Below are 22,386 nucleotides of genomic sequence, written 5' to 3' on the forward strand. Positions count from 1 at the left end.
ATGTTTATGCAAGCTGTAATGAACCCGAAGTACCCAGGGCTCAGTGTGCGGGTCGCCGATGAAGGTTTCGACCCCTATGTATGGGGCAATGACTTCAGCTTTGAGGTCAGCGCCTATGGTGTGCCGCAGATGGGCCAGCGTGTCGACCAATGGCCTGTGGAGCGGGTCCTGCCGTACCGCAAGTGCTACGGTATTGACCCAGAAGAGTTCGCCAGTTTTCGCAATGCCGCCGACAGCGCGATCTTCATGGCCTACCTGGATGATCGCGCGGTGGGGCATGTGGTGGTCAGCACCAACTGGAACGGTTTTGCCCACGTCGATGAGCTGGCCGTGGTGTTGCCTGCGCGACGCCACGGCGTGGCCAAGGCGTTGCTGGATGTGGCGCAGTTCTGGGCTCGCAAGAAAAACCTGCCGGGCATGATGCTGGAAACCCAGAACAATAACCTGGGCGCCTGTCGTTTGTACGAGCGCTGTGGTTATGTGTTGGGCGGGATCGACCACCTGCGTTATCGCGGCATTGATCCGCAAACCCGCGAGGTGGCGATTTTCTGGTATCGGTTGTTCATGCCCGAGCGGGACAGTCTATGAATTGATCCACGAATGTTCGGCACCGACGCTGATCTGTAGTTGATCACGGTAAGCACGATAGTGCTTCCTGGCCTCCTGTACGCTTTGTTGGAGCCCATCGGGCTCTGTCAGACCTTTGCTGGCGTAATACTGGCGGGTGTCGTCCTCAAGGTTGAACGGTTTTCCGGGCGTGAACCCGTGTTTGCCTTGCTGCATTTTTTCTTTGCTCATTCCATCAAAACCTGCGTCGTAAATGTCAGGTCGCCTGGATTTCAGCACATCGTCAAACATGTTCGGGCCTACGGTTTCAAAAATCTTGCCTTCGTACTCCAGGAAGTCCGAGGTGTAGTCGAACCCACCCTTGGGATTTTTGTCGATGGTCGGGCGATTGGCTTCAAAATAGGCCTTGTTTTTGGTGAAGCGTTGATTCATCTCGGTGATCATTTCAGCTATGACCGGATTACTCGGTTGCGTGGCGAAGTTACTCGTATTAAAAAATGGCTTGTAGTCAGTCAGCTTATGGGCGACAGGTCGACTGACCAGGATATCCGAGTCGCCCGCATTTAAGCCTGCCGATCCGACCGCGCCTTTGATCGCATCATCGGTGTCGAGATAAATGCCTCCGTATTTATTCATCAGCGGATAGCGGGCTACATCGGAAGTCGCAGCGAGGTTCTTGCCCTGACCCTTGCGGAAATATGAATACAGCTCTGTGTTTTTCAATGACTGGAAGAACTCTTCTTCATGCAAGTTCATGGCTGTGACACCGGGGGCGTCTTTTGCCAGCTTGAGCTTGATTGCCTGGAATAGCTCAGGGGTGTCGGCGTCGACATGCACGATGGATTTGAACCCAGGCATTTTGTCGGTGTTGGCCGCGATATTCTTGATCAACCTGTCCGGTATTTCGCCACCGGCCCAGAAATAGTGAATGTCTTGGGGGACGGGGCGGATGTTCTTGGGCATCTGCAATATGGCCGGCGCGGGTGCTTCGATAAACCTGAAGTTGTGATCGGCTATCTTTTTGGCATTTTGATAGTTTTCCAGTGAGCCTCTCTGCCATTTATTTTTTGCGCTTCTCCAGAAATATTCAGGCGTTGTCCCTTTGGTATTCCCCACCCCGGCTGACCAGGCGCCCACCTTGGTGTCAAAGGTGGTGGCGTAATTCATGCCTTGGTAGTTGATGACGTAGGGGTACGGAGAGTCTGTGAGTATTTTTATGTCGTCTATCGGCACGATGTAGGTGTTCTCATTGAGCTTCCAGGCAGACCAGGGCTCACCACCGAGTAAACGATTCGCTGTTGCCGAAAGCTCCCATCCTCGGCCGCCCAAGTCCCTGACCGCAAGGTCGGGATGGCCTGCGTTGGGGTGCTGGATAACACGTTGACCATCCTTGAGTTTGGACTGATAAAACCGGTGGTCAATTTTTATGAATTCCTTACCGTTGTGGTCTTTGTAGATATTTGATTGGAGGCCTTTCACCTGCAGCCGGTCGGGCGAGATGTCCACCGCGTAGTCCCGCAGTGCGGGCGGGTTGAGCACTTTGAGCTCATCCGCAGCCGCCACGATGCCAGGTCTGAAATCCTTCAGCGGCGTCCCATAGGGCTGCCCCTTCGCCACGTCATAGTCGTACCAGTTGCCGTTGCGCAACACTGCTCCCGTTTCCTCGGTGTGGTCGAGGAGCTTGTAGGTACCCACGGCAACCACGGCATGCTGCTTGCCCGCTTCTTTGAGTACATCGTAGCTGCCGCTGGCCCCCCGGAGAAAATTAACCGCGGACTTTCCCTTGGACCACACAAGGCGGCTGGCGCCCTTGAGCAGGTCGCCAGCGCCACCCAGTGGGTTGAGTGCCTCCAGCGCGGCGCCGCCAAGGAATCGCACGGTTTTCGATGCGGCCTTCAGGCTGGTCACGCCCTTGGTCAATACCTTGCCCGCCTGGGCGGCCTTGCCGGCGCCCAGCGTGACCAGCCCAACCACGTCAAGGCCAAGGTCGAACAAGCCTTCGCCAACGTTACCTTGCATGAAATTGACAATCGCCGACCTGAACGGAATCAGGTTGAGGAAAAAATCGCCGATGGCATCGTCGGCAGCTGCGCTTTTGTCATAGGAGGTCATGCCGCTGGCATGTTTACGCAGATCATCGTTGTGCAGGTCGAGGGACTTGGCGAATACTTTGGCGATGTAGTTCGTGCGTTCGGAATTGAATACTTGCGGTATTTGCGAGACGGCCGCTTTTTCCGTGGACTGCTTAACGTGCTCGTCTTCGAACGGATTGAACTGGACGGTTCTATACAGCCTGTTGGCGGCTCTTCTATCGAGCTTGCCGTAAGGCGGGGAGTACTGGTCGATGAGGTGGTTTTGCTTTGAAACAGTGCCTGCGCTGGTGTCAATGCGATAAACGTTGACCTGGCCGTCGCGGGTGGTTTTCACATCCAGCGTATGGCCCCGCTTGGTCAGGGTCTTCGTGCTGAAGTCGGTGCCTATTTTATATTCATTGGTATGGAAAAACTCGAGCTGGCCGTACTCGAAGTTCTGCTTGTCCTCTGGCGGCAGGTTCGAGATGAGGTACTGGGTCAGGCCTGTGTGGCCTTTTTCCAGTTCCGTTATGGTCTGGTTGTAACGCTCGGTAAAGGCATCTGCCACCGTCAGTTTGCCGCTCGCGGACTTTTCGCAGAACTCATTAATGGGAATTCGCTTGTCTTGAGTCAGCCAATGTTCTTTGTCGTCATGCTTGACCTTGTCGCCCTGCATGACGATATCCAGCATTGAGTGGTTGCCAGGGAAGCGACCGGGCCGTCCTGGAGTCAAGTTGGCTTTGAGGATGTTTCTTGCCTTGAAAACGCTGTCCGGGACTCCCGGGAACTCTGCGCGGAGCAGCTCCAGCGCCATCGTTTCACGGCTGGGGATGGGCGTTGCAAGCGCTGTGGACGTGGCTTGCAATGCGCTCTGTTGGGCATTGAATGCGTTTTGCACTGCCTGCATTTCACTCTGGGTGGGCGCGATGTCGCCGGCTCTCAACAGTCCATGGACGACTCCCCAATTGCTCAAGGCTTTATGCTGGATATGGTGGGTGAGCGGTGCGCCAACATCGATAGACTCGGCGGCGGCAAGCACCTGGCTGTAGCTCATCGTAAGTACGCGCCCTGGGGAGTGGGCCTCCAGCTTGGCCGCCGCGATTGCCAGTTGTGTCCATGGGATACTGCCGTACGTCACGTTGGCCGGGATGTCCTTGATCCGGTATTCAGGTGCGACCCTTGCCAGCAGCATGCGGGCTGCAAGGTCGGCCGATTGCGGGGTGGCTCGCCCCTTGGTCACCAGATAGCGGCTCAAGCCGTCAATTACCAGCGCAGCCGGCTTATGCCAGAACTGTCGCTGCCCCAGGTCAAAGCCGGCAACGCTATTGCGAGCCGGGGTACCCAGGGATTCCGGATCCAGGCCAAGATGGATCGCTGCCAGCAAGTAGTCATTGCTGCTGGCTTCTGTCGCAATGCCTCCCAACTGGGTTTGTATAGCCTGCCCCAATGCTTGTGCCTTGGCCGAGCCCAGTAGCGTTTCCATCGCTGAGCTGGGGTATTTGAAGTCATCGTTGGAGAGGTTCGCGGCTGACAGCAGATAGCCCAGTACCCCTTTTTGTTTGTCGGCCAATGGCAGTCCGGGCACCGTCGACTCGGGTGCATTGAGCAGGTCGATGATGGTTTGTTTGTCCTGCATTGCCAGCGGCGTCGGCCATGACAGCGCCCCGCTGAAATTACCCAACGGGTGGGTGTGCACCTGTTGGATAGCGCGCTGATACAGCGCGATCAACTCAGCCAGGGTTTTCGGCACGTTCAAGCCGCTGCCGCTGAGGAAGGTGTGAAGCTTGACGACGCTGGTTGGAGTCAGGTTGTGTTTCTCGTAATAGCTGGAGAGTTCACAGATCGGCAGTGAAAGGCTGTTCAACTGCGCTTCCAGTTGTGCTTCAAGCCGGCTTTGCTGTGCGCTGGACAAGTCCCCTGGAAAGGCTCCGGTCAGTTCTTCAAGGAGCGGCAGCAGTTTTGCAGCCAGCTCTTTCCAGTTGCAGTATTCAGCAAAGGCTTTTTTAAGGGCTGAGGGGTTGTCGAGTTCGTCAGGGCTTGGATCGTTGGCCGCGACAGCGGGCCGGTTGTTGAGGGGGTTGGACTGAAAGCCGGTGAGAACTGTAGCGGCTGATGGAGAGTTGTGCCCGGTCAGAGCTGTGGCAGGCAGGTGGGTAAGCACAGGGTTAAGATCATTCATGGAAACCGTTCCTTAGTTTCATATTCGTCCGATAGAAAGCGGGATTGGCGCTTCCTTACAGCGATTGGGTGTAAAAAACTTCGGACGAGGTTCCCGTCACACCTCTACCGGATGTGTCGGGTACAGCACGAGAAAAAGAAGGTGTGGGAGGCGCGTCAGGGTGCGGGCGTGCCAAGCGAAGCGCCGGTCAGCAAGGCTTCGGCTTTGTGCATGACAATCTCCAGCAGCGCGTTTAGCGCCGGCGTGGGTGATGCGTTCTTCAAAGTCAGTGCGTAAAGGATGACAGGGATGGGAGGAGATAACGGGCAGCTATCCAGCCCGGATTCCCGCGCGCCAGCTGCGGTGAACGAGTCGACAATCGCCAGGCCTTCCCCGGCTTCCACCATGCTGCGCATCATCTGGTAGGTCTGCACCCGCGTTTGTACCACTGGTAACGGGCGCAGGGCTTGCAGCTTGGCGTCCAGCAGGCGGCTGAGCGGGTCATGCCCCTCAAGCCCGATCAGCGACTGCCCGGCCAGGTCCTGCAATGCAATGTACTTTTGCTTGGGTTTGAGCCAGCCATGGGGCGCGAGCAATTGCAATTTGCCCTGGGCCAGTACGGTGCTCTGGATTTGCGCATGGTCCGGATCATGCAGGCTCAGGCCCACATCGGCTTCGTGCAGCAGCAGGCTCTTGACGATCTCCCGGGTCGGCTGGCTCGACAGGTTGCACGGGGTGTCCTGGAAGCGTCGGCGCAATATGGCAATGCTTTGCGGCAACAGTTGGTTGGCCAGCGGTGGGGTGCACAGCGCGCGCAGTGTCGGGGCGTGATGGTGTTTCAAACGGCTGGCCATGCGTTGTAGCGGCTCGAGCGCTTCGTACAGCGCGCCAATATGTGCCTGCAACTCCAGGGTCTCGCGCGTCGCTTGCAGGCGGCCGCGTACACTGGCGAACAACATGAACCCCATTTGCAACTCGGCATCCTTGAGGGTGGCGTCTACCTCGCCCACAGGGAGTTGCAACCACTCGGCGGCCGTGCCGAGGTGCCCGGTCTGCAAGATGGCCTGAATCACTTCGATATGACGTAAACGCATGGCCGGAGTCTATGTGCAGCGCGATGGGGATTCAATGGTGCAAGGCTTTGTGCGCAAAAAAGACTGCACGGGTCGCCCTGGCCTATGGCGTTCGGTCACGACCTCACTAGAATGGCGCATCTGATCAGCAACGACCAATGCCGGTGTTCCGGTACTTAAAACAATAAACAGGTCTGGTCTCAAAATGCCTCTACCCTCGACATTCTTCGGGGTGACAGCCAAGCAACTCCTGGTCCTGGTGACCTTGGGATGCGTGGCGGCTTACCTCTTCAATGATTACGCTGAACCCACGCCGGACAACCGCGCACTGGAAACTTTTATCCGTTCCCAGGAACAGGTGGGTGAACAGGTGGGCGCGGTGCTGGGCATTACCCTGATTCGGCAGGTGGAGGCCTATCCCGCCTATAACGCATCGGGCTACAAGCGCTCCATGTACGCCGTCGAGGGGGAGCGAGGGCGACTCGTCGTGACGCTCAAGCAAGGCGAGCAGGGAATTGAAGTGACGGATATCCGCAAGCCCTGATCCTCCAGCCCAGTCGCCGCCAGCACGCGCTGAGACTGGGCAGGTGGATAAGGGCTGGAACTTATGAGGCGAGGGTGGTTTGCGATTCGCGGACGATAATGGTCCCCGACTGGATCAACTTGAATTCATCGCCTTCCAGTTTTTCTACACGGTCGCCAATGGCCAGCTTGTAGGTAGTGGAGGGCGCCGACCCAACCAGGTCGCCTTGCGCCGAGTTGGATTCCTGGAACTCATGCACCGAATAAACGCGACCTTCCGCGTCTCTGGCATGGAACTGTCCGACTAGTACTGCTGCCATCTGTTTAGAACCTCTGGAGATAAACACTCGATTTGCGGTTCTGTAGACCGTCAAGGAGCGGGGTAGTTTACCTATAAGAAAAAAATACTATTCGCTGGTGTTTTCAGACGCTTCCTACGCAATCGCTTGCAAAGAAAACGCCGGGAAAATCACCGGGAACCTCTGGTGAACACGCCGGGAAGCCTCTATAACTACCAGCTCCTTTATTCAGAAGTCGGGAAAACCTCAATGAGCAAGGTCTACACGATCGCCGTCCTGGTGGGCAGCTTGAGAAAAGAGTCGATCAACCGCAAGGTCGCCCTGGCCCTGGCCGAGCTGGCCCCCGCGAATCTCAAGTTGAACATTATTGAAATCGGCGATTTGCCGCTCTACAACGAAGACCTCGAGGGAGCAACACCGCCCGCAGCCTACAGTACTTTCCGCAAACAGGTGAGTTCATCCGACGCAGTGCTGTTCGTGACCCCCGAATACAACCGCTCCGTACCCGCTCCATTGAAGAACGCCATTGACGTGGGGTCGCGTCCTTATGGGCAAAGTGTCTGGGGCGGCAAGCCGGGGGCCATCATCAGTGTGTCGCCGGGTGCGATGGGCGGCTTTGGCGCCAACCATCACCTGCGCCAGTCCCTGGTATTCCTCGACGTGTGGTGTATGCAGCAGCCGGAAGCCTACCTCGGAGGGGCGGGCAGCGTGTTCGACGAGGCGGGGAAAGTGTCGGAAAGGTCCAGGCCATTCCTGCAGGCCTTTATTGACGCCTACGGCAAGTGGGTGGAAAAACAGAAGGCCTGATTTGGCAATGAGTTCAAGTGTGGGAGGGGGCTTGCCCCCGATGGCGGAGTGTCAGTGACGAGGACGTCAACTGGCACACCGCTATCGGGAGCGAGCCCCCTCCCACATTTTGTCTATCGCAGCCAGTTAGTCCGCGCCAGCTCAATCACCTCATCCCCACGCCCGCTCATCACCGCCTTGAGCATATACAGGCTGAACCCCTTGGCCTGTTCCAGCTTGATGCTCGGCGGCATCACCAACTCTTGAGTGGCGGTCACCACGTCCACCAGCACCGGGCCGTCATGGGCCAGGGCGCGGCGCAAGGCCGGTTCCAGGTCTTCGGATTGCTCCACACGAATACCCAGGATGCCCATGGCATTGGACATGGCTGCGAAGTCGGGGTTTTTCAGCTCGGTGCCGGTGTCCAGGTAGCCAGCGGCTTTCATCTCCATGGCAACAAAACCCAGGGACGAGTTGTTGAACACGATAAGTTTCACCGGCAGATTCAGTTGCGCCAGTGAAATGAAATCCCCCATCAGCATGGTGAACCCGCCGTCGCCGGACATCGAGATCACCTGGCGCCCGGGGAATGCCGCCTGGGCGCCTATCGCCTGGGGCATGGCGTTGGCCATCGAGCCATGGTTGAACGAGCCGATCAGCCGGCGCTTGCCGTTCATCTTCAAATAGCGCGCAGCCCATACCGTGGGTGAACCGACGTCGGCGGTAAAGATCGCATCATCGTCGGCCAGTTCGCTGAGCACGCGCGCCACGTACTGGGGATGGATCGGTCGGTTGGCCTTGGACGGTTGCGCCAGGTCATCCAGACCTTGGCGGGCTTTTTCGTAGTGCTTCAACGAAGTATCGAGGAAGCTGCGATCGGTCTTGCGGGTCAGGCGCGGCAGCAGCGCGTCGATGCTTTCACTGACATCGGCGGCGATGCCCAGGTCCAACGTCGCACGGCGTCCCAGGGCCTGAGGGTCGCGGTCGACCTGGATGATCCTGGCGTCGGTCGGGTAGAACTGGCGGTAGGGGAAGTCTGTGCCGAGCATGATCAAGGTGTCGCAATCGAGCATGGCGTGGTAACCGGAGCTGAAACCGATCAGGCCGGTCATGCCGACGTCGAACGGGTTATCCCATTCCACGTGCTCCTTGCCCCGCAGCGCATGCACCACTGGTGCCCCGAGGGCGTCGGCCAAGGCCACCACCTGGTCGTGGGCGCCGGCACAGCCGCTGCCGCACAGCAGGGTGACTTTCTTGCTGTCCTGCAGGATCTCGCTGAAGCGTTGCAGGTCCTGCTCAGCAGGCAAAGTGCGCGGCGCATGCAGGGCCGGCCAGGGCTTGAGCGTGTCTTCGACTTCCAGCAGCGACACATCCCCCGGAATCACCACCACCGCCACGCCGCGATTGAGGATCGCCGAGCGCATGGCCCGGTGCAGCACCTGGGGCATCTGTTCGGGGTTGCTGACCAGCTCGATAAAGTGGCTGCACTCCTTGAACAGCTCCTGGGGATGGGTTTCCTGAAAATAATTCAGGCCGATCTCCGACGATGGAATTTGCGCGGCAATCGCCAGCACCGGCACGTGGTTGCGATGGCAGTCGAACAAGCCATTGATCAAATGCAGGTTGCCCGGCCCGCAGCTGCCGGCACACACGGTCAACTCACCGGTAGCAGCGGCTTCGGCGCCAGCGGCAAAGGCCGCGACTTCTTCGTGGCGCACGTGCATCCACTCAATGCTGTCCATGCTGCGCAGCGCGTCGGTCAAGCCATTGAGGCTGTCGCCGGTCAGGCCCCAGATGCGCTTGATGCCCGCCTGTTCAAGGGTGGTCGCCAGCTGCTGGGCCAGGTTGATTTTCGCCATGAAGAACTCCAATCGTCAGTGAGTTGAAAAGCTGCTGATCAGTAGAGGACAGTTCGATCACGGCGAATGCTCACCCTTTAATGTGAAGATTGCTTCATGGCCACGCGGTATCGGCGGGGGCGCCGGGGGATGACCCACCGGCCGCGTACCAGCGCCATGCAAGGGGCGACGTTGGCTTTGGTCGGCAGGGGAGTGTTCAGGCTAGGCTGTTTTTATGAATGTCGGTGAGCTATGTTCGATGTGACAGAAGGGGAAGGGCGTCGATTGGAATAAGCCCGGCTCACCAAAATTTGCAGAGCCAAGCAGGACCCAATGTGGGAGGGGGCTTGCTCCCGATAACGGTGGATCAGCCAACGAATCTGTTGACTGGAACTCCGTCATCGGGGGCAAGCCCCCTCCCACATTTTGATACTCAGCGTCGGCGGAACAGCGGCAGCGGCTCGTCCGTCGCAGCCTGATAGGTCACCGAGAAGTCCTTGAGGCTTTCCAAAGCTTCATATGGGTCTTTGTCGGCGCGCAAGGCGAAGGCATCGAACCCGCAACGGCGCAGGTAGAACAACTGGTCGCGCAACACATCGCCAATCGCACGCAATTCACCCTTGTAGCCATAACGGTCACGCAGCAGGCGGGCATTGGAGTAGTTGCGTCCGTCGGTGAAGGCCGGGAAGTTCAGGGCGATGACCTGGAAATGTTCCACGTCATCACCGATTTCCTCGGCCTCTTCGTCGGCGTCCAGCCACACGCCCAGGCCACCGTCACGGGCCTTGAGGGCGTGGCCGTGTTCGCGCCACAGGGCCAGCGGCACGATCAGGTCATCGCAGTTGGAGATGCCGTCGAAGCTCGCGTCCTTGGGCAGCAGGTGCCAGGTTTCGTCGACGACTTCGTTGTTCTTAATGATTCGCTGCATAGACGCGCTCCTTGAACAGGTCGATGCCGATGCGCTGGTAGGTGTCGATGAAACGCTCATCTTCGGTGCGCTGTTCGATGTACACGTCGATCAGCTTGCCGATCACCTCCGGCATGGCTTCCTGGGCGAAGGATGGGCCGAGGATCTTGCCCAGGCTCGCATCGCGGCTGGCGCTGCCACCCAGGGACACTTGGTAGAATTCTTCGCCTTTCTTGTCCACGCCCAGGATGCCGATATGGCCGACATGGTGGTGACCACAGGCATTCATGCAACCGGAAATGTTCAGGTCCAGCTCGCCGATATCGAACAGGTAGTCCAGGTCGTCGAAACGGCGCTGGATCGATTCGGCAATCGGGATCGACTTGGCGTTGGCCAGGGAGCAGAAGTCGCCGCCCGGGCAGCAGATGATATCGGTCAGCAGGCCAATATTCGGCGTTGCGAAACCGCCTTCGCGCAACTCGCCCCACAGGGTGAACAGTTGGCTCTGCTCAACGTCCGCGAGAATGATGTTTTGCTCGTGGGAAGTGCGCAACTGGCCGAAGCTGTAGCGCTCGGCCAGGTCGGCGACAGCGTCCAGCTGCTTGTCAGTGATATCGCCGGGGGCAACGCCGGTGGGTTTCAGTGACAGCGTCACGGCGACGTAGCCCGGCTTCTTGTGCGCCAGTGTATTGCGTGTGCGCCAGCGGGCGAAGCCTGGGTGCTGCTGGTCGAGTGCAGCCAGCTCGGCATCCTGGTTGCTCAGGGCCTTGTACTCAGGGTCGACGAAATGCTTGGCCACGCGGTGCACTTCGGCTTCGGTCAGGGTGGTCTGGCCGCCGCGCAGGTGTTCCATCTCGGCGTCGACTTTCTGGGCGAATACTTCAGGGGTCAGCGCCTTGACCAGGATCTTGATCCGGGCCTTGTATTTGTTGTCGCGACGGCCATAGCGGTTATAGACCCGCAGAATCGCATCGAGGTAGCTCAACAGGTCCTGCCACGGCAGGAACTCGTTGATAAACGCGCCGACCACCGGGGTACGACCGAGGCCGCCACCCACCAGCACGCGGAAACCCAGCTCGCCGGCGGCGTTGTGCACCGGCTCCAGGCCGATATCGTGCACTTCGATGGCCGCGCGGTCGGACGTGGAGCCGTTGATGGCGATCTTGAACTTGCGCGGCAGGTAAGCGAATTCCGGGTGGAAGGTGGTCCACTGGCGGACGATTTCACACCAGGGGCGCGGATCGATCAACTCGTCGGCAGCGACGCCGGCAAATTGGTCGGTGGTCACGTTGCGCAGGCAGTTACCGCTGGTCTGAATGGCGTGCATCTGCACGGTGGCCAGTTCAGCCAGGATGTCCGGCACATCTTCCAGGGCCGGCCAGTTGAACTGCACGTTCTGGCGGGTACTGATGTGGGCATAGCCTTTGTCGAAGTCGCGGGCGATCCTGGCCATCATCCGCGCCTGGCGCGAAGTGAGCTGGCCATAGGGCACGGCGACCCGCAGCATCGGCGCAAAGCGCTGTACATAAAGGCCATTTTGCAGGCGCAGAGGGCGGAACTCTTCTTCGCTCAGTTCACCTGCTAAGTAGCGTCGGGTCTGATCACGGAACTGCTTGACGCGGTCCTCGATGATGCGCTGATCGTATTCGTCGTATACGTACATATAGGTCCTGTTCTCGGCAAATCTGCGCGCACGGCCGCGCACTCCCAACGGAGCCGCCGCACGATACCAGTTTGCGTATATGCGCAAAAGTGATGTTTGGGTATATGTAAATAACCAAACTGACTAATGAGAACCGTTATCGCGATACCCACATTTGTCATGAGGGCAATCATGATCTTTACTGTGGTCGAGTCTTAGTGCCGTCACCTATAAAACCGACAAGAGGCGATGCAATGAGCAATTCCACCAAAGCCCGTAAACCTGACAGTACCGTGGATGCCTGGGCCATTCTGTTCCTGATCATACTTGTGGTTGGAACCGCCGTATTCTGGGTCAGCCACCAGTAAAAGAATGCGTTGATTGAGCCTCGATTGGATGTTGGATTGCCACTATCATGGCGATCAATTTTCCAGGCTCTAACAACCATGTTGAAGGTTTTGATTGCGTGTGTGTGGTTAGCAGGATCGGCGTACGGGGCAATGGCCCAGGCCGCGTCGGTAGTGTTTCTCAACCCAGGCACCTCCAGCGAAACTTTCTGGGTCAGCTATGCGCAATTCATGCAGGCCGCTGCCAAGGACCTCGGCCTGGATTTGCGCGTGCGTTATTCCGAGCGCGACGCCCATAACACTTTGCTCCACGCCCGCGAGGCGTTGCATGGCAGCGAGCGACCCGACTACCTGGTGCTGGTGAACGAGCAATACGTTGCCCCACAAATTTTGCGTATGGCCCAGGGCAGCGGGGTCAAGTTGGTGATCGTGAATAACGCGTTGACCGCCAGCCAGAAGCAAATGCTGGATGCGCGAGATGATGCCCATTGGGTTGCCAGCCTGGTGGCGGACGACGAGCAAGCCGGCTACCTGATGCTTACCGACTTGCTGCGCCAATACGGCCCTGTGTCGCCTGGTAAAACCCTGGATCTGCTGGCCTTCTCCGGCGCCAAGAACACCCCCGCTGCACAGTTGCGTGAACAAGGCTTGCGCCGTGCCTTGGCCGAGCACCCCGAAGTCCGTCTGCGCCAACTGGTCTACGGCGAATGGAGCCGCCAGCGCGCTTTCGAGCAGGCCACACAGTTGTTCAAGCGCTACCCGCAGGCGGCACTGGTGTGGTCGGCCAACGATGAGATGGCGTTGGGGGCCATGCAAGCTTTGCAGGACAGCGGGCGGGTGCCGGGCCAGGCTGTGCTGTTCAGTGCGGTCAACAGCTCGCCGGCTATTTTGCGGGCACGCCTGGAAGGGCGGCTCACCACCTTGGTCGCCGGGCATTTCACCCTTGGCGGCTGGGCCATGGTGCTGATCCATGATGATGCCAAAGGCGTCGATATTGACGCTTACGGTGGGCGCGACCGCCAGCAAGCCTTATTCCAGCTGATTGGTGCCGACCAGGCACGACGCTTGTTGGCGCCTGCGCCGTTGGTGGATTTTCGCGCATTGTCGGCAATCGGCAAGCAGCAACCTTACCGTTACCCCTTCAGCCTGCAACTGTTGCTGCGCTAGACGCCGGCCAGGTGCAGCACCAGCTTGACGACGCCGAACAGCGTCAAGGCGAATACCACGGTGAACAGGATGCCCAGCACTACGAAATGGCTGGGCTTGCCGTGGGTAAAGTCGCGCGCACGGTTCTTGCCGCTTTGCACGCCGAAAGCGGCGGCCATGACGCTGTGCAACATTTGCCAGAACGTCGGTGGTTTGTTGTCGACTGGATCGCTCATGAGAACCTCGTCAGGTGCAGCGTTCTATAGAGCGTAGACAATGTCCGGGCCCAGGGCGTCATTGATTCATCGATGTGCACCCGCACCGCATAATCGCGGTGTGGGTGCACGGTAGTGTCGTGGCGTCATTCAGCCCGGGCAGGTTCCAGGTCAAGGAACAGTTGCTTGTCCAAAGGCGGCCTGATCGTGGCTTTATCCAGGTTGACCACGGCGCGGTTTTCGGCGGCGGCCTTTTCGATCAATTGTCTGCGCGTGAACAGCTGATCTGCTGGAAGCTTCAGGTGCCCGAAGCTGTACTGCGCGGCCGGCGTCTCGACGGTGGGATAGTGGAAATGCGCGTACCACAAGACATGGGCCGTACCTTTTTCGTACACCGCGTATTCGCTGAGAAAATCCCCGGCTGCCAGCGGTTCTCGGCTCTTGGCCAGGTTGATATCGACAAACCCGTGACGCCACAGATAGGCAACGTTGGACGCCTTGGGCAACTGTTGCTTGTAGCCTTCGGCACATACCTGGCGGGCGAGTGTCTGCGCCGAAGCGGCCTCGTCCCGGTACTGCTTGACCAGTGAGCCAGCGCTGGCCTGGCTTGGATGATCGCGCTGGATTTCATCGGCCAGGGCTTCGAGTTTGCGCGCATGCTGGCTCAGCATGTCATCCCAGTCCAGCGGGCTGAGGGTCTCGCGCCGTGCGGGGTCTTGAAGTTTTTTCTGCTGGGCGCGAATCGTGCGTTCGATACCGGCCCGTTGGGCGATCAGGGTGTCGGCATTTTGCCTGATGATCTTGAGGGCGCGGGCTTTCGCTACGGGTGTCGGTGTAGAGGGTTTGGCCACCTCGACTTCGACCCATTCGCTTTGATTGGCATGTTCATGGTACGTGGCGACCGTTTGGCCTGTCAGCGGGTCTTTGATATCGACAAAACTGCCCGGTGTCGCTGCGTCTGGTGGACGCAAGTCACCCACCAGAGTCGCTTGTTTGCGTGTCTTGATCACCTTGCGGCTGGCGGGTTTCGGGCGGGTGGGCGCTGCCACGCCGGGCACGTGGGCGAAGCCTTCCTCGGTGAGAAGCACATCGGCCAGTTGCGCTTCCAGGCTGGTACGGGCGATCACCAGTTGGTCGAGGAACTCTGTGCGATAGGCCTCGCGCACAAAGCCTGAGCCCATTTCCGAAAGTGAATTGACGGCGTTCTCCATGCGCTCATAGCGTTCCAGTGCGCCCTTGAGTACATCGATCTGTTCGGTGGTGGAGTAACCGCTGGTCGTCCGCATCTCGGTATGCGCCAGGATTCGGGTGGTGTTCTCGGGGTTGGTGAGTTCCACGATAAAGGGCAATTCTGCCGGGCTTCGCGAAGTATGGGTGCGATCGAGCACCAACTCGGCAAGAAACATCAGGATATTTTGTTCGACCGTGACCACGGAGAGGTACTGATCCTCGGGGTGCTCTTTGAGCAGGAACTCGCGCAGTTCCGGATCGGCCTGCTTGAGGGCGGTCTGGATTTTTTCGATCGGATCGTGCATCTCTCGCAATGTTTCGATCTGTCGTTTGCGGGTGTCCAGGAACGTTTGGTAGGCGTAAGGGATGCCTTCGGGCAGTTCACGGTTGACTCGGTCAAACAGCTCATCGGCATTTTCGCCCTGGTCGGTTTCCAGGATATCGGTAAACTTTTGCATCAGGGCCTCGAACACCGAGCCCCAGTAGTCATAAATCGCCTTGGCCCCGACATTGCGGGAGGTCTTGTGTTTTGCGTTGGCGTTGTCAGCCTCCATCAGTTCACTGGCCTTATCCTGGATCCTTTGCATGGCGGCATTGCTCATCTCGGCGTTTTGCTGATAACGCTCAAAGGCAACACCCCATTCTGCCCTGGCCCTGGCCACGATCTCGCGTCGTTGCCCATGACGGGCAGCGAGCTTGTCTTGCAAACCTGGAATTTCGCTCGCGGTGCGCAGCCTCAGCCAGTCCTCGCGCAGCTTTTGTTTTTGCTCGACCAGTTCGACGCGCGCTTTGTCCAGCGCGCTCTTCAACGGTAGCGAGGCAAGCGCCTGGGGCAGGAACTCCAGGTTGAGTCGTGCAAGGTCCGCCTCCAATGCCTTCAAACGGTCGCGATGCTGGCGCTGCCAACGTTCCCGGCGCTCCCTGGGCATACCACCCGCCAGCCGCGCCTGGCGTTGCAGCTGCCAATGCCCCTGGCCGTCGCTGGCCAGTTTGAAGCCGGGCCGCAGCGGGTGCTGTGGATCCACCAGGTAGACCTCGCCGAAGCCTTGCACCACGCTGACCTGGAACAGCAGCCCGGCAAGGCTGGCATGCCAGGTTTCGCCAATCCGGTACAACCCCTTGAACGGGCCGCTGGCCTGCGCAACGGGCAACGAGTCTGGCCAAGGTACATGCAGGTCGAGCAATAATTTCAATAACCTCGCACCAGCCTTGGGGCTGGCAAGCGAGCGGCTGAAATCCAGCGGGGTATGCCCTGTGGCGGGCGGTTCACCAGGCAACGCCACCTCGCCATGACTTACCTGGGGCACTGTTGGTTCCTGGGCCGAATGGGCAGGGCGGCGCCAGGCTGTCAGCGCTGGTGCGACGTCTTCGTGAGCCTGCGGTTGGGTGCGCGGCGACGGGCTGGCAGCATGCAACAGCACCATGGCGGTGTTGAGCAGCAGGTCGATAAAGGCCAGTTCGCGGGTGGTCGGGTCGCTGCTGTCCAGTCCCGCCAGGTCCTGCTCCAGGCTGCTGACCAGCACCAGGAACCAGCCGGCCAGCATCGCCGGGCCACGAGCCAACGGCAACAGCAGAGTGTTGAACAGCAGCCAGGCGCCCTCCATCACGATGGCCCAGCGGCTTTCGCTGTTGGACACTGATTCACGGTCCGCCAGCTCCACCAGGGCCCGTGCGGTACTGCCGAACAAGTGACTGAGCAGTTGCCCATTGACTTGCGATTGCAGCCATTCTTCGGCGCCTTCATCCACCGCCAGGGTCGCGGGTGCGGGCTTTTCAGGAATGGCGAACTCATCCCCGGCCAGAAAGCGAATGATGTGCGGCTCCTTGATACCGCCGTGATCGTAGATCGGCCGCGCCCTGTCGCTCAGCCAGGTGAGCACGCTGGCCTGCAGGTCACCGGGGGCGGCCAGCGCCTCCAGCAGCGCTTCGCGCGTTGGGTACTGATACAACGCATCGGCGTACAAGGGGCGGTACAGCACGTGCGGGCCGATGCTGGCGTCCCGGGGCTCGATAATGAAGAAGTTGTTGACGACGTCCGGGGTGGCGCCGGTCTTGCGGCACAGCGCCAGGGGGCGCAGGACAATTTCCTGGCCGTCGACAATTCGGTCGGTAGGTGTCTCGCCCATCAGGGCGTTTACATAGCGGTAGCCCAGGGTAGTGACACCGTATTGCTGCCTGATCGCGAATTCCAGCGCCATGCGCGGCAGGTGCACCTTCAGCTCGCGGGTGAAGAGTTGTTCCCGGAGACGGGCATCGACACTGTCGGAAAGCAGCAGGTCCTTGATCGTTTGCGGATAGGCCGTACCGATGTCGACCCGCTGGATCAGGCCTGAGGAGCCCAACACGTAATCGTCAGTTAGCCACGGCGGCAGCGTGCCGCCACTTTTGGATGACAGCGTCAGCGTACCTTTGGGTTTGCCGGCGAGGTTTTTTACCGCCAGCTCGGTCAGCGACATCCTGACGTGGTCGATAATGCCCGCGCCACCCGGGTAACCGGCGGCCACGGCAAAGTCCAGCAGCACATCGTCAGGGTCGTAGTCGCCATGGTCGGCCTGCATCTGCTTGCGCAGGGAAGCGCGGCTGAAATCATGCAGGTTTTCTATGCCCTCATTGTAGGAACGCCCCTGGTTCACCCGCAGTACCGTGGCCACCTGCTGCAAGTGCAGATGGTAGGCAAAACGGTCATCGGCAGTTGCCTGCCTGAGCCAGCCAGGCAACTGCGCTTCAATTTTCTGCAGCAGTACCGGGTCACCTGTGGGCGCTTGTATGAACAGCATCGCCGGATCCGTGAGCCGGTCCAGGCGCCGGTCAACCTCGGCTTCGCTGGGGCCGCGCAGGTCCATGGCGGCCAGGTCTTCAAGTTGCTGATTGAGGATTAGCCCAGCCTGTTGTTCGAACAGGTTGCCGTCCGGCTCACTGCGCCGCCAGGTCAGGCTGTCGAACTGGTACTGGCGTTGCAGGCGCAGGCTCCAGGCCTGGCCAAAGGCATCCAGGGAGTCAAACGCCTCGACCGCTCCGGCGACGCTGCACAGCAGCACCTGTTTGTCGCGTATCAGGAGGAGGTCCGGCGTCAGCAGGCGTACTTCCTGCGTAGCCCTGGCCAGTGTGGTTTCGATGAAATACGCATAGGTGGCAGGCGTGGAGCGCGGCAGACGTTCACTGCGCGCCGGCCACGCTGCGGCGACCGCCAGCATGTCCCGCTGGGTATCGCCAAGGGTGGAGGCAGCCGCAGCTGCGGCGGTCATCTGGCCTTGGAGAAACTCCCCCAGCCATTGCCAACGACTGCGGCCATGGCTGTCGGCCTGGCTCCAGTAATCGACCAGGTCCTGCTGGAAAGACAGATGCAGCGAGCCGCGCAGCTCGTCGATGACCTGCGCAATCACCTGCATATCAATGTCAGCCAGGCCGCTACCCGGCGCGGGCGACAAGTAATACGGCAGTTCACCGCGAGGGCTCAGGTCAAGCAGCCGGGGGTTGAGGACGTGGGCGAGGGCGACATGGGCCAGCAAGGGAAAGGCATAGCCGCCACTGGGGGTAGGGCTGGCGAGCTTGAGCGTGAGCAGATCCAATTGCAGGTTCGGGTAGCGCTCGCTGATACCCGTGCGCAGGGCCTTGAACACCACTGAAAACAACGCTGGGCGCGTAGCGAAATGGGCGTGGACGGCTTGGCTGGGCAATTGGCTCAGGGCCGTAGGTGAATCGGGCATGATGAAATCCTTTTTCCTGTGTGAATCCGGCTGGACGGGCTGCCGGGTCAGCGGACCGAGGATCGGTCCTGCACAGGAAAACGGATTTTGTGGTCACGGGTGCGGCATCGGGATACCGCAACCCTTGGCCAATGGCCTAGTTGTCGTAACCCAGGTTAGGCGCCAGCCAGCGCTCGGTCACGGCCAGGTCCTGATGTTTGCGTGCGGTGTAGCTGGCCACCTGGTCCTTGTCGACCTTGCCCACGGCAAAATACTGCGCCTGCGGATGGGCAAAGTACCAGCCACTGACCGCCGCCGCCGGGAACATTGCGTAGTGCTCGGTGAGGAATACACCGCTACGCCCGGCGTGCATTTCCCTGGCCTCGGGGTCGAGCAGTTGGAACAGCTGGGCTTTCTCGGTGTGATCCGGGCACGCCGGGTAACCCGGGGCAGGGCGGATGCCGCTGTACTGCTCCTTGATCAGCGCCTCGTTGTCCAGTTGCTCGTCCTTGGCGTAACCCCAGTGCTCCTTGCGTACCTGCTGGTGCAGCCACTCGGCGCAGGCTTCGGCCAGGCGATCAGCCAGGGCCTTGACCATGATCGAGTTGTAGTCGTCGCCGGCGTCCTGATAGGCCTTGGCGACTTCTTCGGCACCGATGCCGGCGGTGGTGATAAACCCGCCAATGTAGTCGGTCACGCCGCTGTCCTTGGGCGCGACGAAGTCGGCCAGGGAGAAGTTCGGCTTGCCGTCGGTTTTGATGATCTGCTGGCGCAAATGATGCAGCCTGGCAATCGGCTGGCCGTCCTCGCCGTAGACTTCCAGATCATCATCCTGCACCTGGTTGGTTGGCCAGAAACCGAACACGGCGCGGGCGCTGATGAGTTTCTCGTCGATCAGCTTCCTGAGCATTTCCTGGGCATCGGCGTACAGCGCAGTGGCAGCCTCACCGACCACCTCGTCTTCGAGGATGCGCGGGAACTTGCCGGCCAGGTCCCAGGAGATAAAGAACGGCGTCCAGTCGATGTACTCGGCCAGCACCTTGAGGTCGATATTGTCCAGTACCTTGGCACCGGTAAAGGTCGGCTTGACCGGGGTGTAGCTGCTCCAGTCGAACTGCGGCTTCTTGGCGATGGCCGCCGGGTAGCTCAGGCGCTCGGTGCGTGCACTGCGGTTGGAGGTGCGTTCACGCACGTCGATGTATTCCAGGCGGGTCTTCTCGACGAAGCCGGCCTTCAACTCCTTGGACAGCAATTGCGTGGCCACACCCACGGCACGGGAGGCGTCGGTGACGTAGATCACCGCGTCGTTGCTGTACTTGGGCTCGATCTTCACTGCCGTGTGCGCCTTGGAGGTGGTGGCACCACCGATCATCAGCGGCAGGTGGAAGTCCTGGCGCTGCATTTCACGGGCCACATGGACCATCTCGTCCAGCGACGGCGTGATCAGCCCGGACAGGCCGATGATGTCGCACTTCTGTTCCTTGGCCACCTGCAGGATCTTTTCCGCCGGCACCATCACGCCCAGGTCGACAATGTCATAGCCATTGCAACCGAGTACCACGCCGACGATATTCTTGCCGATGTCGTGCACGTCGCCCTTGACGGTGGCCATCAGGATCTTGCCCTTGGCTTCCGGTTTGTCGCCTTTTTCCAGCTCGATGAACGGGATCAAGTGGGCCACGGCCTGCTTCATCACACGAGCGGATTTGACCACCTGGGGCAGGAACATCTTACCGGCGCCGAACAGGTCGCCGACGATGTTCATGCCGGACATCAGCGGGCCTTCGATCACTTCGATCGGGCGCGCGAACGACAGGCGCGACTCTTCAGTGTCCTCGACGATATGGGTGGTGATGCCCTTGACCAGCGCGTGTTCCAGGCGCTTGTTCACTGGCCAGCCGCGCCATTCTTCGGTCTCGGCTTCCTTGACGCTGCCGTCGCCCTTGTACTTGTCGGCGATGGCGAGAAGGGCATCGGTGCCTTCCGGCGTGCGGTTGAGCACCACGTCTTCCACGGCGTCACGCAGTTCGGTCGGGATCTGGTCATAGATCTCCAACTGGCCGGCGTTGACGATGCCCATGGTCAGGCCGCTGCGGATCGCATACAGCAGGAATACCGAGTGGATCGCCTCGCGCACCGGGTTGTTGCCGCGGAACGAGAACGACACATTGGACACGCCGCCGGAGGTCAGTGCGTAGGGCAGCTCGTCGCGGATATACGCACAGGCATTGATGAAGTCGACGGCGTAGTTATTGTGCTCTTCGATACCGGTGGCGACGGCGAAGATGTTCGGGTCGAAGATGATGTCTTGCGGCGGGAAGCCCACTTCATTGACCAGGATGTCGTAGGAGCGCTTGCAGATTTCCTTCTTGCGCGCTTCGGTATCGGCCTGGCCGGCCTCATCGAACGCCATCACCACCACGGCGGCACCGTAGCGCTTGCACAGCTTGGCGTGGTGGATGAACTGCTCGACGCCTTCCTTCATGCTGATGGAGTTGACGATGCCCTTGCCCTGGATGCACTTGAGGCCGGCCTCGATCACTTCCCACTTGGAGGAGTCGATCATGATCGGCACCCGGGAGATGTCGGGCTCGCCGGCAATCAGATTGAGGAAGGTCACCATGGCCTTCTTCGAATCGAGCATGCCCTCGTCCATGTTGATGTCGATCACCTGGGCGCCGGCTTCCACCTGTTGCAGGGCGACTTCCAGGGCTTCGGTGTAGTTGTCTTCGCGGATCAGCCGGGCGAATTTGGCTGAACCTGTGATGTTGGTGCGCTCGCCGACGTTGACGAACAACGAGCTGCGATCGATGGTGAACGGCTCCAGGCCTGACAGGCGGCAGGCCTTGGGAATATCCGGGATCGCGCGCGGCGCATAGCCGGCCACGGCCTTGGCGATGGCCTCGATATGGCCTGGGGTGGTGCCGCAGCACCCGCCGACGATATTGAGGAAGCCACTCTGGGCGAACTCTTCGATGACCTTGGCGGTTTGCGCCGGCAGTTCGTCGTATTCGCCGAATTCGTTGGGCAGCCCGGCGTTGGGGTGTGCGGACACATGGGTGTCTGCCTTGTTCGACAGCTCTTCCAGGTAGGGGCGCAGCTCGCTGGCGCCAAGGGCGCAGTTCAAGCCCACGGAGATCGGCTTGGCGTGGGCCACGGAGTTCCAGAAGGCCTCGGTGGTCTGCCCCGACAGGGTGCGGCCGGAAGCATCGGTGATGGTGCCGGAAATCATGATCGGCAGTTCAATGCCTAGTTCTTCGAACACGCCTTGCACGGCGAAAATCGCGGCCTTGGCGTTGAGGGTATCGAAGATGGTCTCGATCAGGATCAGATCGGCGCCGCCCTCGATCAGGCCCTTAGTGGCCTCGGTGTAGTTTTCCACCAGTTCGTCGAAGGTCACGTTGCGATAGCCGGGGTTGTTCACGTCCGGCGACAGCGAGCAGGTACGGCTGGTCGGGCCGAGCACGCCGGCGACGAAGCGCGGCTTGGCCGGGTTCTCGGCCGTCTTGGCATCGGCGATACTGCGCGCCAGGCGTGCGCCTTCGACGTTCAGTTCATAGGCCAGTTCTTCCATGCCGTAGTCGGCCATGGAGATGCGCGTGGCGTTGAAGGTGTTGGTCTCAAGAATGTCGGCGCCAGCGTCGAGGTAGGCTTTCTCGATCCCACCGATCACGTCAGGGCGGGTAATTACCAGCAGGTCGTTGTTGCCCTTGACGTCGCTTGGCCAGTCGGCGAAGCGTTTGCCACGGTAGTCCTGCTCCTCGAGCTTATAGCTCTGGATCATCGTGCCCATGCCGCCATCGAGGATCAGGATACGTTCCTTGAGGGCTTGGTGAAGGGCTTGCAGGCGAGCGCTACGATCGGGCATGGGACTACTCTGGTCAGGCATTACGGAGGG

Annotated in this window: 13 protein-coding genes; 4 read left to right on the forward strand and 9 right to left on the reverse strand. The window is 59.8% G+C overall.

Going from position 1 to position 22,386, the window contains the following annotated elements:
- Positions 1-6: 6 nt before the first annotated feature.
- The gene (locus QYQ93_RS12935; protein ID WP_043050282.1) at positions 7-588 is read left to right on the forward strand and encodes a GNAT family N-acetyltransferase; all 582 of its coding nucleotides are present in this window, start codon (positions 7-9) and stop codon (positions 586-588) included.
- Here the strand turns inward: QYQ93_RS12935 and QYQ93_RS12940 are convergent.
- Both QYQ93_RS12940 and QYQ93_RS12945 read right to left on the reverse strand, forming a co-directional pair.
- Positions 583-4,818, reverse strand: coding sequence for a glycosyltransferase (locus QYQ93_RS12940; protein WP_338477122.1), 4,236 nt, complete (start codon positions 4,816-4,818; stop codon positions 583-585). The two genes, QYQ93_RS12935 and QYQ93_RS12940, sit on opposite strands and share 6 nt — an antisense overlap.
- Positions 4,819-4,973: 155 nt before the next feature.
- Positions 4,974-5,891: a LysR substrate-binding domain-containing protein gene (locus QYQ93_RS12945; RefSeq protein ID WP_043050280.1), complete on the reverse strand. Its 918-nt coding sequence runs from the start codon at positions 5,889-5,891 to the stop codon at positions 4,974-4,976.
- Positions 5,892-6,075: 184 nt separating this feature from the next.
- Here QYQ93_RS12945 and QYQ93_RS12950 point away from each other — a divergent pair, with 184 nt between their 5' ends.
- Entirely contained in the window at positions 6,076-6,414 is a 339-nt protein-coding gene (locus QYQ93_RS12950) for a hypothetical protein (RefSeq protein WP_043050279.1), read from the forward strand.
- Positions 6,415-6,475: 61 nt separating this feature from the next.
- Here the strand turns inward: QYQ93_RS12950 and QYQ93_RS12955 are convergent, their stop codons facing one another.
- On the reverse strand, positions 6,476-6,712 hold the full coding sequence (locus tag QYQ93_RS12955) for a hypothetical protein (protein ID WP_338477123.1): 237 nt from the start codon (positions 6,710-6,712) through the stop codon (positions 6,476-6,478).
- A 228-nt stretch (positions 6,713-6,940) separates the two neighbouring features.
- Here QYQ93_RS12955 and QYQ93_RS12960 point away from each other — a divergent pair, with 228 nt between their 5' ends.
- A complete protein-coding gene (locus tag QYQ93_RS12960; RefSeq protein WP_338477124.1) occupies positions 6,941-7,498 on the forward strand; it encodes an NAD(P)H-dependent oxidoreductase in 558 nt (185 codons plus the stop codon).
- A gap of 113 nt (positions 7,499-7,611) precedes the next feature.
- Here the strand turns inward: QYQ93_RS12960 and poxB are convergent, their stop codons facing one another.
- The 3 genes from poxB to QYQ93_RS12975 form a co-directional block, all read right to left on the reverse strand.
- The gene (poxB, locus tag QYQ93_RS12965) at positions 7,612-9,336 is read right to left on the reverse strand and encodes a ubiquinone-dependent pyruvate dehydrogenase (RefSeq protein ID WP_338477125.1); all 1,725 of its coding nucleotides are present in this window, start codon (positions 9,334-9,336) and stop codon (positions 7,612-7,614) included.
- 412 nt (positions 9,337-9,748) lie between these two features.
- The gene (locus QYQ93_RS12970; RefSeq protein ID WP_043050275.1) at positions 9,749-10,243 is read right to left on the reverse strand and encodes a DUF934 domain-containing protein; all 495 of its coding nucleotides are present in this window, start codon (positions 10,241-10,243) and stop codon (positions 9,749-9,751) included.
- The gene (locus tag QYQ93_RS12975) at positions 10,227-11,885 is read right to left on the reverse strand and encodes a nitrite/sulfite reductase (protein ID WP_043050274.1); all 1,659 of its coding nucleotides are present in this window, start codon (positions 11,883-11,885) and stop codon (positions 10,227-10,229) included. The genes QYQ93_RS12970 and QYQ93_RS12975 overlap by 17 nt, the downstream gene beginning before the upstream one ends.
- Before the next feature lie 425 nt (positions 11,886-12,310).
- On the opposite strand from QYQ93_RS12975, the gene QYQ93_RS12980 reads away from it, so the two are divergent.
- The gene (locus tag QYQ93_RS12980) at positions 12,311-13,378 is read left to right on the forward strand and encodes an ABC transporter substrate-binding protein (RefSeq protein WP_338477126.1); all 1,068 of its coding nucleotides are present in this window, start codon (positions 12,311-12,313) and stop codon (positions 13,376-13,378) included.
- Here the strand turns inward: QYQ93_RS12980 and QYQ93_RS12985 are convergent.
- From QYQ93_RS12985 to metH, 3 genes are all read right to left on the reverse strand, one after another.
- Positions 13,375-13,593, reverse strand: a complete 219-nt coding sequence (locus QYQ93_RS12985) for a DUF2970 domain-containing protein (RefSeq protein WP_043050272.1) — start codon at positions 13,591-13,593, stop codon at positions 13,375-13,377. The genes QYQ93_RS12980 and QYQ93_RS12985 overlap by 4 nt on opposite strands.
- A gap of 125 nt (positions 13,594-13,718) precedes the next feature.
- A complete protein-coding gene (locus tag QYQ93_RS12990; protein ID WP_338477127.1) occupies positions 13,719-18,509 on the reverse strand; it encodes a hypothetical protein in 4,791 nt (1,596 codons plus the stop codon).
- A 136-nt stretch (positions 18,510-18,645) separates the two neighbouring features.
- Complete coding sequence (gene metH, locus QYQ93_RS12995) at positions 18,646-22,356, reverse strand: methionine synthase (protein WP_338477128.1); 3,711 nt, start codon at positions 22,354-22,356, stop codon at positions 18,646-18,648.
- Positions 22,357-22,386: the final 30 nt, after the last annotated feature.

The sequence above is a fragment of the Pseudomonas khavaziana genome (assembly GCF_036704165.1).
Taxonomy (GTDB): domain Bacteria; phylum Pseudomonadota; class Gammaproteobacteria; order Pseudomonadales; family Pseudomonadaceae; genus Aquipseudomonas; species Aquipseudomonas khavaziana.